Annotated in this window: 3 protein-coding genes and 1 pseudogene; 1 reads left to right on the top strand and 3 read right to left on the bottom strand. The window is 69.9% G+C overall.

From position 1 onward, the window contains the following. Nucleotides 1-10,224, bottom strand: a pseudogene (locus tag ACFOGJ_RS26985) (hypothetical protein); the annotation flags it as partial. 257 nt (nucleotides 10,225-10,481) lie between these two features. Between ACFOGJ_RS26985 and ACFOGJ_RS26980 the strand changes: the two are divergent. After that, a complete protein-coding gene (locus ACFOGJ_RS26980; RefSeq protein WP_379906386.1) occupies nucleotides 10,482-10,949 on the top strand; it encodes an MmcB family DNA repair protein in 468 nt (155 codons plus the stop codon). 33 nt (nucleotides 10,950-10,982) lie between these two features. On the opposite strand, the gene ACFOGJ_RS26975 is transcribed toward ACFOGJ_RS26980, so the two are convergent. Both ACFOGJ_RS26975 and ACFOGJ_RS26970 read right to left on the bottom strand, forming a co-directional pair. Further along, the gene (locus ACFOGJ_RS26975; protein WP_379906385.1) at nucleotides 10,983-12,302 is read right to left on the bottom strand and encodes a VanZ family protein; all 1,320 of its coding nucleotides are present in this window, start codon (nucleotides 12,300-12,302) and stop codon (nucleotides 10,983-10,985) included. A 6-nt stretch (nucleotides 12,303-12,308) separates the two neighbouring features. Further along, nucleotides 12,309-13,481 carry a glycosyltransferase family 4 protein gene (locus ACFOGJ_RS26970; protein ID WP_379906384.1) on the bottom strand — a complete coding sequence of 391 codons (1,173 nt, stop codon included), beginning with the start codon at nucleotides 13,479-13,481 and terminating at the stop codon, nucleotides 12,309-12,311. Nucleotides 13,482-13,566: the final 85 nt, after the last annotated feature.

Raw genomic sequence — 13,566 nt, 5'->3', positions numbered from 1 at the left:
CAGGATCACATGGTCGTCGCCGTCCAGCGCGATGTGCGGCGAGCCGCGATAGGTGCCGTCGACCACGTCGTTCAGGTCGACGGTATCGTCGCCTTCCGTGAACAGCGGCGGCGGCATGATGTCCGTCTCGACACCGTCCACGTAGAGGACGACGTCCTCGAAATCCTCGACCGTCAGGTTCAGGTTCAGCGCCTGGAACGAGGCGCCTTCATCCGTGCCCGCATCGCTGTTGGCGGCGATGAACTGCTTCAGCGCCCAGAGCTCCAGGCGCATCGCCTCCCCGGCATAGGCATCCGAGGTCAGGTTGATCCGCAGGGTGTCGCTGCCGGTGCCGCCATCATAGACGTCACCGGCACCGGAGGTCTCCCCGCCGGTGAACACCGCCGTGTCGTCGCCCGCACCGCCGTGGACAGAATCCACCCCGCTGCCGCCGTCCAGAAGGTCGTCGCCATCGCCGCCGGCCAGGCTGTCGCCATCGGCGCCGCCGGCGAGCGTATCGGCACCCGCACCGCCGTCGATGGAATCGCCACCGGCATCGCCGCTCAGGCTGTCGCCGCCTTCGCCGCCGGCGATCGTGTCCGCGCCTTCGCCGCCGGCGATGGCATCCGCGCCTTCGCCGCCGTCCAGGCTGTCGGCGCCGCTGCCGCCGTCGATGGTGTCATCACCGGCATCGCCGAAGATTGTGTCGTCACCCGCACCGCCGGAGAGGATGTCGTCGCCCGCCTCGCCGCCTTCAGCCGAACCGGTGCCGGGCAGGCCGGCGAAGCTGATCTCGTCGATCAGGTAGTCGGAGCTGTCATTGCCGCCATCGGTGGCGCCGGCATTTGCATAGGGGTCGGCCTTGAAGACCAGGCGATCGAAGCCGCCCTCTGCCGCGAGATCGATCTCGAAGCCGGCCTGGTTCTGGCCTGCCGCGGCCTGGAAGGTGCCGTCGGCCACCAGGGCGCCGTTGCGATAGGCGTACCAGTGCCCGACCTCGCCGCCCTGGCCCTCGTTCTCGTAGAGGCGGCGGACGGAGACCTCGGAACTGCCGACCAGCTGGTCGAAGTCGACGATCAGCGCCTCGGACTCGCCGGTCGTGGTGTTCCGGCCGATCTGGGCCGACGGGCCGGTATTGCCGCCGGACACGCCGAAGCCGCCGCCATCCAGTGAGATGTCGCCGGCATCGGGTTCCATCGGCTGGCCGTTGCCGTCGAGCCGCTGCGCGGTGACGGTGAAGCCGGAACCGGTGGACTGGACATTGGCGGCCGTAATGGTGCCAGAGAAATCGGACGGCCCGACGGACCCGCCATCGGCCGGCAGATCGCCGCGGATCAGGTCGGCACCTTCGCCGCCCTCGACCGCATCGGCGCCGGCGCCGCCGGTCAGGACGTCGTCGCCGGCATCGCCGTAGAGGCTGTCGTCGCCGGCACCGCCGGAGACGGTGTCGTGGCCGCTGGCCGCGACTGGGGTCTCCACCGTCACGGTGACATTGACGTCGTCATAATCGTTGTCGCCGCCGCCGAAGATATCCTCCCAGTTGGAGGTGCCCGGGGCGCCGGTATCGAGGTCGTAGTCCCGGCCGGCGGGGTTCAGCGCCGGGTCGGAGAACAGCGCGGCCACCGACTGCCCGGCCAGCGGGCTGCCGTCGGCGAAGGCGGTCCAGACGCCGTCGACCTGCTGGAAGGTGACGGCCGTGCCATCGGCCAGGTCCGGATTGAAGCTGTCGCCGTCGGGAATGATGAAGAAGCCGAGCTTCGCCGCGCCGTTGAGCTGCCCGGAATCCAGGGTCAGGGTCGCGCTGTCCTGGCCCTTCACGTTCGCCCAGATGACTGCGCCGGAGACCGGCGCCCCGTTCGCGTCGGCCAGGAACCAGCCATAGCTGTTGTTGTAGCCGGCATTGCTGGAATGGAAGTCGACCGAGACGGTGACTTCCGGCAGGCCGGCCACATCGTAGAGGCCATCGACACCGGCCACCGCCCGGCCGTCGCCGGACAGGCCGTCGCCATGGATCAGGTCATCGCCGGCATTGCCGGCCAGGGAATCGTCACCGTCGCCGCCGGAAATCCGGTCGTCCAGGCCGCCGCCGGTCACCGTGTCGTCGCCCGCGCCGGCATCGAATGTCTCCGCCGGATCGAAGCCGGCATTGAGGGCCGCCGCCTCGTCCTCCGCAAGGATGACCGCGTCGTCTCCGTCCAGGGCGTCGTACTGGGTGCCCGCGTCGTAGAGCTCGGCATCGACGGTGTTGAAATCGACCGTATCCGCGTTCTCCGTGAACAGCGGCAGCGGGATCTCCGTCAGGACGCCGTCGACATAGACCTCCAGCGCCTCGAAATTGCTGAAGGTAAAGCCCTGATAGCTGCCTTCCGGCCCGTCGGTGGCGCCGGCATCGGCATTCTCGATGATGAAGCGGCGCAGCGCCTGCAGCCCCTCCAGGGTCCCTTCCGCCCCGAACTGTCCGGCGGTCAGGTCCAGCCGCAGGGTGTCGTTGCCGCTGCCGCCGTCCATGCGGTCGCCGTTCCAGGCGCCCTGCACGGCGGCAACCACGTCGTCGCCGGCCCCGGCGGAGATCATGTTGGCGGCGGCATTGCCCTGCAGCCGGTCGTCATGGCCGGAACCGACCAGGTTCTCGATGCCCGACAGCTGGTCCTGCCCCTGCGAGGCAGAGACGGTCTGGAAGCCGGACTGCGCCAGGCTGACGGTGACCCCGTCGCTGCTGGCGCTGTAATCGGCGGTGTCGGTGCCGGCGCCGCCCGTCATCACGTCGCGGCCGGCACTGCCGGTCAGGGTGTCGTCGCCGGCGCCGCCGTCGACCGTGTCGTCGCCGCTGCCGCCGTCGATCAGGTCAGCCTGCGTGCCGCCGGTGACGACATCGTTGCCGGCACCGCCGCGCAGGGTATTGGCGTCATTGCCACCACCGCGGATCGTATCGTTCCCGGCACCGCCGTCGATCGCCTCGATCCCTTCCAGCTCCGCGCCGGAAAGGTCGATCAGGTCGCCCTCGCCGGTCCCGGAGATCGTGCCGCCGTCGCCGCCGATCTCCACCTTCTCGATGCCGGAAACGGAGCCGCGGCCGATGCTGAAGCTGTCGTCGGAATAGAGCGTGTCGGTGCCGTCGCCGCCGTCGATGACGTCGGTTACCGCCTCGTCGCCGGACACCAGGATCCGGTCGTTGCCGGCGCCGCCGGAGACCGTGTCGCGGCCCGCGCCGCCGTCCAGGGTATCGGCGCCGTCGCCGCCGGACAGAACGTCGCTGTCCGCGCCGCCGGACATGGAATCCGCGCCGGCGCCACCGCTCAGGGTGTCGATGCCGTCGCCGCCTTCCAGCACGTCATTATTGTCGCCGCCGGTGACGACATCGTTGCCGGCGCCGCCGCGCAGGGTCGTCGCATCGGTGCGGGAGCCAACCAGGGTGTCGTTGCCGGCACCGCCCTCGACCGCATCCACCCCTTCCAGCTCCGCGCCGGAAAGGTCGATCAGGTCGCCCTCGCCGGTCCCGGAGATCGTGCCGCCGTCGCCGCCGATCTCCACCTTCTCGATGCCGGAAACGGAGCCGCGGCCGATGCTGAAGCTGTCGTCGGAATAGAGCGTGTCGGTGCCGTCGCCGCCGTCGATGACGTCGGTCACCGCCTCGTCGCCGGACACCAGGATCCGGTCGTTGCCGGCGCCGCCGGAGACCGTGTCGCGGCCCGCGCCGCCGTCCAGGGTGTCGGCGCCGTCGCCGCCGCTGACGACGTCGCTGCCGGTGCCGCCCGCCGCCTGGTCGTCGCCGGCGCCACCGGTGATCGTGTCGTTATCGGCGCCGCCGTCGAGTGAATCGTCGCCGGTGCCGCCATCCATGGCATCGGCGCCGGCGCCGCCGCTCAGGCTGTCCGCACCGGCATTGCCGGTCAGGCTGTCATTGCCGTCGCCGCCGTCCAGGGAATCGCCCTGCTGGCCGCCGGTCAGGCTGTCGCCGCCGGCACCGCCGCGCAGGGTGGCGGCCACGGTCTCGGGACCGGTCAGGGTGTCGTTGCCCCAGCCGCCGTCGAAGGCCTCGACCCCCTGCAGGCTCTCGATATCGCTGAAGTCGAGCCGGTCGCCCGATGCCGTGCCATAGACGGTGCCGCCGCCTTCGATCTCGATCGCCTCGATACCGGTCAGGGTGGCGCTGCTGGAGAGGCTGAAATCGCCATCGGAAAACAGGGTGTCGGTGCCAGCGCCGCCATCCATCAGGTCGGACTCGGCCTCGTCATCGGTCACCGAAATGCGGTCGTCGCCTGCACCGCCGCGAACGGTGTCGCGGCCGGAACCGCCGTCGATGGTGTCGTCGCCGGCATCGCCGGACAGGGAATCGCTGGCGGCGTTGCCCGCCAGGCTGTCGGCGCCGCTGCCGCCGGCAACGGTATCGGCGAAAGCGCCGCCCTGGACCGTGTCGTCGCCATCGCCGGCATCGAAGCCCTGCCGGGTGCTGTAGCCGGCCTGCGCGGCCGCACGCGGGTCGTCGGCGAGGGTGACATGGTCGTCGCCACCGCCTGCATTGTACTGGGTGCCGTCGACATAATCGCCGCGACGCACCTGGCTGAAGTCGACGGTATCGTTCTGGTCGGTAAACAGGTCGGGGAGCGGATCCGGAATCTCGGTCAGCGCGCCATCGACGTAGACCTCTATCCCCTCCCAGTCGGCGAAGCTGCCGAAGCCCTCGGCCTCGTGGCTCGGGCCGCTGTCGCTGCCGGCATCCGCATTGTCGGCGATGAACTGCTTCAGCGCCTGCAGCACCTCCAGGGTGTCGGGATCGTCGAACTGGTCCTGGGTCAGCTGCAGCTGCAGGACGTCGCTGCCGCGACCGCCGTCATAGATGGCTGCATCGTTACCCGGCGCCACGACCGCGGTATCGTCGCCATCGCCGCCGCTGACCGTATCGGTGCCGCTGCCGCCGGCCAGGGTATCGTCGCCGCTGCCGCCGGAGAGGCTGTCATCGCCGGCACCGCCGGACAGGTCGTCATTGCCGGCATCGCCGGCCAGGGTGTCGCCGCCGCCGGCGCCGGTCAGGCTGTCGTCGCCGGAACCGCCTGCAACCGAATCATCAAGCCCGCCGCCGGTAACCGTGTCGTCACCCGCGCCGGCGTCGAAGGCCGTGCCCTCGGCATAGCCGGCATCGGCGGCTGCATCGGAATCTGCGGCCAGGGTCACATCGTCGTCGCCACCGCCGGCGGCGTACTGCGAACCCTCGGCATAGTCGCCGGCCTCGATGGCGTTGAAGTCGACGGCATCATCGGACTCGGAGAACAGGTCAGCCGCCGGGATCGCCGTCAGCTGGCCGTCGACATAGAGCTCCAGGTTCTCCCAGTTGGAGAAGGTACCGAAGCCGGACGCGAAATGGGTCGGGCCGCTGGAGGAGCTGTCATTGCCGTGCGCCGCGATATGGTCCTGCAGCGCCCGCAGCACCTGCACGATCCCCGCATCGGCGAACTCGGCCGCGGTCAGGCGCACCTGCAGCACGTCCTGGCCGGAGCCGCCGTCGAACACCGCCTGGCCGGTCGAACTGCCGTCGACCACGCCGGTGTCCCGGCCGGCGCCGCCCGATACCGTGTCACTGCCGCCGCCGGCCACCAGCAGGTCGTCGCCGGCGTCGCCGGACAGGCTGTCATCGCCCGCGCCGCCGTCGATCGTGTCGTCCTGGGAGCCGCCTTCCAGGCTGTCGTCACCACCGGCGCCCGCCAGACTGTCGTCGCCGGAGCCGCCCTCGACGGCATCGTCCAGCCCGCCGCCAGTCACCGTGTCATCGCCCTGCCCGGCATCGAAGGCCGTGCCCTGCGCATAGCCGGCATCGGAAGCGGCGCCGGCATCGGCGGCCAGGGTGACATCATCGTCGCCCGCGCCGGCATCGTACTGGCTGCCATCCGCGTAGTCGCCAGCGGCGATCGCGTTGAAGTCGACGGAATCGTCCTGGTTGGAGAACAGGTCCGGGGCCGGGATGTCGGTCAGTTCGCCATCGACATAGACCTGCAGCCCTTCCCAATTGGCGAAGCTGCTGCCGTCGTCGGCGGTGAAAGCGGGGCCGGCGGCCGTGCCGGCATCCGAATTCTCCGCGATGAAGTCCTGCAGGGCCCGCAGGAAGGAGAGGGTCGCGGCGTTGGCGAATTCCGCGCCCGTCAGTCGGATCTCCAGGGTGTCGGTGCCGGCGCCGCCGTCGAAGCTGCTGCCCGCGCCGCTGTCACCGGTCACGATGGCGCGGTCGTCGCCGCTGCCGCCGGAAATGGTGTCCCGCCCGCTGCCGCCGGCCAGGGTATCGTCGTCGGCCCCGCCGGAGAGGCTGTCATCGCCCGCGCCGCCGGAAAGGTCGTCACCGCCGGCATCGCCGGCCAGGGTGTCGTTGCCGCCCGCGCCCGCCAGGCTGTCGTTGCCGGCGCCGCCAGCAACCGCATCGTCGAGGCCACCGCCGGCCACCGTGTCGGCGCCCGCGCCGGCATCGAAGGCCGTGCCTTCGGCATAGCCGGCGTCATCCGCCGCGGCGGCATCCGCGGCCAGGGTCACATCGTCGTCGCCGTCGCCAGCGGCGTACTGCGAGCCCTCGGCATAGTCGCCGGCCGCGACCGCATTGAAGTCGACACTGTCGTCAGCGGCGGAGAACAGGTCCCGCTTCGGGATCGCCGTCAGGACGCCGTCGACGTAGAGCTGCAGGCCTTCCCAGTTGGTGAAGGTGATGCCGCCGACTTCCAGGCTGGGACCGGAATCGGTGCCGGCATCGGCATTGTCGGAAATGAACTGCTCGAGGGCCTGCAGAACCTCGACGACCCCAGCCGAACCGTACTGCGCCCCGGTCAGCGAAATGACCAGCGTGTCGGTGCCGGCACCGCCGTCATAGCTGGCGCCGGAGGTGACCGTGCCGCCGACGACACCCACATCGTCGCCCGTGCCGCCATCGATCGTATCGGCCCCGCCAAAGCCGTAGACGGTGTCATTGCCTGCGCCGCCGGCCAGGCTGTCATCGCCTTCGCCGTCGAACAGCAGGTCATCGCCGGCACTGCCGGTGACGGTGTCGTCGCCGGCACCGCCGGTCAGAACGTCATTGCCATCGCCACCATCGACCCTGTCGCTGCCGTCATCGCCGGAGATCGCATCGGCACCATCGCCGCCGGCCAGGGTGTCGTCGCCGCCGGCACCCGTCAGGATGTCGTTGCCGGTGCCGCCCGCGACCGAATCGTCCAGCCCGCCGCCGGTCACCGTGTCGTCGCCCGCGCCGGCGTCGAAGGCCGTGCCATCGGCATAGCCGGCATCGGCCGCCGCACCGGCATCGGCGGCCAGGGTCACATCGTCGTCGCCACCGCCGGCGGCATATTGCGAGCCCTCGGCATAGTCGCCGGCCTCGACCGCATTGAAGTCGACGGTATCGGCGGAATCGGAGAAGAGGTCGGGCTCGGGAATCGCCGTCAGCTGGCCGTCGACATAGAGCTCCAGGCTCTCCCAGTTGGAGAAGGTGCCGAAGCCGGACGCGAAATGGGTCGGACCATTGGAGGAGCTGTCATTGCCGTGCGCCGCGATATGGTCCTGCAGCGCCCGCAGCACCTGCACCACACCGGCATCGGCGAACTGCGCCGCAGTCAGGCGGACCTGCAGAACGTCCTGGCCGGAGCCGCCGTCGAACACCGCCTGGCTGGTGGAACTGCCGTACACCACGCCGGTGTCCCGACCGGAGCCGCCCGACACCGTGTCGCTGCCGCCGCCGGCCACCAGCAGGTCGTCGCCGGAATCGCCGGACAGGCTGTCATCGCCCGCACCGCCGTCGATCGTGTCGTCCTGCGAGCCGCCTTCCAGGCTGTCGTCGCCGCCGGCGCCGGTCAGGCTGTCGTCGCCGGAACCGCCTTCGACCGCATCGTCAAGGCCGCCGCCAGCGACCGTGTCGTCGCCCTGGCCGGCATCGAAGGCCCTGCCCTGGGCATAGCCGGCATCGGCCGCAGCGGCCGCATCGGCCGCCAGGGTGACATCGTCATCGCCCGCGCCGGCGTCGTACTGGCTGCCATCCTCATAATCGCCGGCGGCCAGCGCGTTGAAGTCGACGGAATCGTCCTGGTTGGAGAATAGCGGGTCGGGGTCCGCCTCCGGCAGCTCGATCTGCGTCAGCTGGCCGTTGACATAGACCTCCAGGTTTTCCCAGTTCGCGATCGTCAGGCCGTTCGCGGCGGTGAAGCTGGGGCCGTCGGCGCTGCCGGCATCGCCATGCTCGGCGATGAAGGCTTTCAGGCTCTGCAGGATCTCGTAGACGCCGTTGGCGTTGAACTGGCCGTTGGTCAGGTTGATCCGCAGGGTGTCATTGCCGGAGCCGCCGTCGAACATGTCGCCGTCGGATTCGTCATAGTCGACGATGCCGAGATCGTTGCCGGCGCCGGCCTCGACCCGGTTGTCCGCATTGCTGCCGGTCAGGGTGTCGTTGTGGCTGGAGCCGATGACGTTCTCGATGCTGACCAACTGGTCGGCGCCCTGGTCGGCACCGATGTTCTGCCAGTTGCCATTGCCGAGATCGACGGTGACCCCGCCGGTGGCCCCGGCATAGCTGGCCGTGTCGCTGCCGGAGCTGCCGTCGATATAGTCGTAGCCGCCGCCACCGGCCAGGACGTCGTCGCCGCTCTCGCCCTTCAGGGTGTCGTTCTGCGCGCCGCCGGTGATGGTGTCGTTGCCGTCATCGCCTTCGCCGTAGTTGTAGCCGTCGCCGAGGTCGATGGAATCGTCGCCGTCGCCGCCATAGACGGTGTCGTTCTCGCTGCCGGCATCGATCGTGTCGTCGCCGTCGCCGGCACGGATCCAGTCATAGCCGCTGCCGCCGACATAGCTGAGCGAGACGCCGTCCGGGCCGGTGATCGTGTCGTTGCCGGCACCGCCGTCGATCTCCGTCACGCCATGGACGGAGACATTGCCCAGGTCGATGCGCTGGCTGTCGCCGGTGCCGCGGATCCGGCCGCCGCCCTCGATCTCGACATGCTCGATGTTCGACATCCGGGCATTGCCGTCGAAGACGATATCCCCGTCGGAGAACAGGGTGTCGGTGCCCGAGCCGCCGTCCAGATTGTCGTCGATGGTGTCGCCGCCGCGGGCGATGAACAGGTCGTCGTCGTCATTGCCCTGCAGGGTCGACCGGCCGTCGGTCACGTACAGGGTATCGTCGCCGTCACCGCCATAGACGGCGTTGTAGCCGGCGCCGGCGTCCAGCATGTCGTCGCCGCGGCCGCCATGCAGGGTGTCGTTCTGCGACCCGGCGGTCATCGTGTCGTCGCCGTCGCCGCCTTCCATGTAGTTGGTGCCTTCGCCACCCGACATGGAATCGTCGCCGTCATTGCCGTACAGCGTATCGTTGTGGTCGCCGCCGTCGATCGTGTCGTCGCCGTCGCCGGCCTCGATCCGGTCGGTGCCGCTGCCGCCGACATAGCTCAGGGAGACGCCGTCCGGGCCGGTGATGGTGTCGTTGCCGGCGCCGCCGTCGATCTCCGTGACCCCGGTCAGGGTCATGTCGTCGAAGTCGAAGCCCTGGCTGTCGCCGGTGCCCAGGATGCGGCCGCCGCCGTCGATCTCGATCGCCTCGATGCTGGAGAGGCGGGCATTGCCGTCGAAGGTGATGTCCCCGTCGGAGAACAGGGTGTCGCGGCCCGAACCGCCGTCCAGATTGTCGTCGATGGTGTCGCCGCCGCGGACGATGAAGCTGTCGTCGTCGTCGTTGCCCTGCAGGGTGGAGCGACCGTCGGTCACGTACAGCGTATCGTCGCCGTCACCGCCATAGACGGCGTTGTAGCCGCCGCCCGCGTCCAGGACATCGTCGCCGTCATTGCCGTACAGGGTGTCGTTCTGCGACCCGGCGGTCATCGTGTCGTCGCCGTCGCCGCCTTCCATGTAGTTGGTGCCTTCGCCCCCCGACATGGAATCGTCGTCGTCGTTGCCGTACAGCGTGTCGTTGTGGTCGCCGCCGTCGATGGTGTCGTCGCCGTCGCCACCCTGGATGTAGTCGGTGCCCGAGCCGCCCTCGATCAGGTCGTCGCCATCATTGCCGTAGAGGGTGTCGTTGCCGCCTTCGCCGCGGATCTCCTCGTCTTCGTCATCGCCGGAATGGAAATCGCCGCCGCTGCCGCCGGAAAAGGTCTGGCTTTCGGACCCGCCGTCTTCCTCGTCGTCGTTGTCGTCGTCCCAGTCGCGGCCGTTCCAGTCGTCATCATCCCAGTCGTCGTCCCGGGACCAGCGGCCATTGCCGTTTCCGCCCTTGTTTCCGTACTTGCCCATGACGACGATCCTGCATCAGCCTGTCTGCCGCGACGGTCTCGGGGAAACGGCTCGGCAGATTGCCGTTTGCCCTGCCTGCACACGCCCGGACACAATATGGGCGTGACAAGCCAAGTCATGGCTGCAAGAGCTATGCCTTCTGACGCAATCCAGGATCCGCGGATTCCCGCGTGCCATGGCGGGATTCCTGTGACGGGGCGCACAAACCGCCGGGATGCCCCCGCCCGCACCGTTTCAATTTGACACACAGGCGCTCCATGTGCCCCGATTCAGGACATGCAATTCGCGAGGCCGATGCGGAGGTTCGTGGTGCGGAGGCGATCGCCCGGGGCGTGCTTCGGCTGCTGCTCGACCTGGGGTTCAGCCCCGCGCTCGAGATCACGCTCGACAATGGCCGGCGGGCGGATGTCCTGGCGGTCGACCGCAAGGGACAGCTGGCCATCGTGGAGGTGAAGAGCTCTGTCGCCGACTTCCAGAGCGACCGCAAATGGCCGGACTACCTGGACCATTGCGACCTGTTCTATTTCGCGGTCGACCGGGACTTCCCGACTGCCCTGATTCCGGACAGCTGCGGCCTGATGGTCGCCGACAGCTATGGCGCGGCGATCCTGCGGGCGGCGGAGCCGCGGCGGATGCCGCCCGCCCGGCGCCGTGCGGTGACCCTGCGGCTGGCCCGCACCGCCGCCGAGCGGGCGGCAAGACAGATCCTGCCGCTGGCGCCGTAGCGGGCCCGGCGTGAGCGCCGGACGGCCATGTCCTCAGGCAGCGCGGCGGGGGGGCGGGCGCAGCCGCCACAGCAGCAACCGCATGCCGAGCCAGGCCAGGGCGCCTGCCAGCAGGCCCGCGCAATCGATCGCGACATCGGCCAGGCTCGCGCCGCGGGTGGTGGCCATCACCTGCCAGACCTCGGTCAATGCGGCGAAGCCCGGCAGCGCCAGGATCGGGAGCAGCCAGCGGCGCCGGTCGCCATCCCGGGGAACCGTCGCCAGTGACAGGAAGGCCAGCAGGGCAAAGCCGGCGAAATGCCCGAGCTTGTCGGCGACCAGCCAGCGGAACTGCTGCGGCGCCACGAAGTCCGTCCGTCCGTCCGGGGCAGGCGCGGCGCCGGCCGTGCCTGGCGATCCCGGCTGAAGGGGACGCCTCCCGGCCACGCCGTCTGCCGCGCCATCTTCAACGGGGCCGCATGACGCCGGCGCCGCGCCATCGCCGGCCGGCGGGGCGGCATGACCCGTCCAGTCCCTGGCCAGCGACCAGCCGGCATCCGCCAGGTCGCGAAAGGCCTGCTTGCCCGCCGGCGGCACCAGCACCGCGGCGGCGATGGCAAGGACCAGGGCCAGCACAGCCAGCCTGCCCGCCTGCCGCCAGGTCGGCCGCCTGCCGCGCAGAACCTGGCCGACAGGCCGCGCGAGCGGCCAGAGGATCCAGGCCATGCCCACGACCCAAAGCGCGATCAGCAGCTGCCGTGCCGGCGGAAACCAGTGGCGCTCGTCGGCGCGGCGCAGCGACAGGTTGCGGACCCAGAGACTCCCGGTGGCCCGCAGCAGCTGCGCGGCGACCCGCACCTCGCCGCCCGCCGGCACCAGGAAGGCCCGGCCGACCGTCTGCCAGGGCAGGGTTCCGGTATCCCGGATCACGGTATGCGGCCAGTCGTAGTGCCAGTCGCCGCCGGGCGCGTCGCGCGACAGGAGAATCAGCCGCCCGCTCTCCCACAGCTGGCGGCCACCGGCCACGTCGGCCATGCGGATCTCTGCGGAGAGGCGCAGGAAACGGGCATCCGGCGGCACCGGCAGCAACGCCGACAGGGTCGCGGCACCGGCCGGATCCGCATTCCGCAGCGCCGCACCGCCGGGACCGTTCGCCAGCACCTGGCCGCTGCGCTGCCAACCGCCGGAACCGGACGCGTCCAGCGGCGGCAGAAGCTCCGCACCGCTTTCCACGAAGCGGCCGATGCCGAGATAGAGCAGCAGGGTGACGGCCGCCAGCAGGACGGCCGCAAGCGCGCGCAGCAGCAGGCCGCGGGCCGGCAGCCGGACCGTCAGGGCCGGCAGTCCGGGCGCCGCACCGCCGCGCCCAGGCATCGCCGCTCAGTCCCAGAGCCGGTCGTAGGCGGCCAGCAGCTTCGGTTCCTCGTAGGGCCAGGCCAGCTCCGTCTCCACCCGCCGGCGGCCATATTCGCCCATCTGCCGGCGGCGCTCCGGATCGTCGAGCAGTTCCAGGATCTTCTCCGCCATGTCGGCGGCATCGTTGGGGCGGGCATAGACCGACGCTTCCTGCGCGGAGAAGCGGCCCTCCGTCAGGTCGAACTGCACGATCGGCTTGCCGAGCGCCATGTACTCCATGATCTTGTTCATGGTCGACTTGTCGTTCATCTCGTTGAACTCGTCGGAGTTCACGCAGACATCGGCGGTGTTGATCATCTCCAGCAGGTCCTGGTCGGGCACCCGGCCGGTGAAGGTCACATAGTCCGCGACCCCCAGCTCCACCGCCCGTTCGCGCAGCCGCTCCAGGTCCGGACCGCCGCCCACCAGGCCGAAATGCACGTCCTCGCGGCCATGCTCGCGGACGATCAGGCGCGCCGCCTCCAGCAGATAGTCCAGCCCCTCCTGCTGGCCCATCACGCCGACATAGCCGACCAGGAAGCGGCGGCCGCAGCGGCGTTCGGGTACCGGCGGGATGATCTTCAGACGCGCCAGGCTGGGCCCGGAGCGCACGACATAGACCCGGTCGGGGTCCATGCCGCCGCGCTCGACCGCGATCCGCTTGTAGCTCTCGTTGGTGGCGATCGAGACATTGGCGGTCCGGAACGTCCAGCGCTCCCAGGCCAGCATGACCTTGTAGAAGAAATCGCGCCGCCCGAACTTCGCCTCGTAGAGTTCGGGGTTGATGTCGTGATGGTCGAACAGGAACTTCTTGCGGAAGAACAGCTTGAAGAAGCCGCCGATCAGGAAGATGTTGTCCGGCGGGTTGCAGGCATGGATCACGTCGAAGCCGCGCCGGAACATCACCCGCCACGCCAGCCAGAATTCCCAGAACAGGGCGGCGCCGTATTCCAGCAGGTAGCCGGCGGCGCCCTTCGCATCCAGCGGCAGGGTGTGGCGGAAGATCTCGATTCCCTCCAGCACCTCGTGCCGTGCCTCGTAGCCCTTGCCCGTCGGGCAGATGATCGAGACGGTGTAGCCGTGCCGGGCCAGGGCGGTGGCCTCCTGCCAGACGCGCCGGTCGAAGGGCACGGGCAGGTTCTCAACGATGATCAGCACGCGCCGCCCGCGACCCCGGTCGCTGCGCGGCGGCTCCGCCGGATCGGCGGCAGTCGCACCCCCGATGCTTTCCCCCGGTATCGTT

This window comes from Marinibaculum pumilum (assembly GCF_042646425.1).
Taxonomy (GTDB): Bacteria; Pseudomonadota; Alphaproteobacteria; order Ferrovibrionales; family Ferrovibrionaceae; genus Marinibaculum; species Marinibaculum pumilum.
The sequence above is the reverse complement of the archived record's forward strand: the minus strand, read 5'-3'. Positions and strand labels throughout refer to the sequence as shown.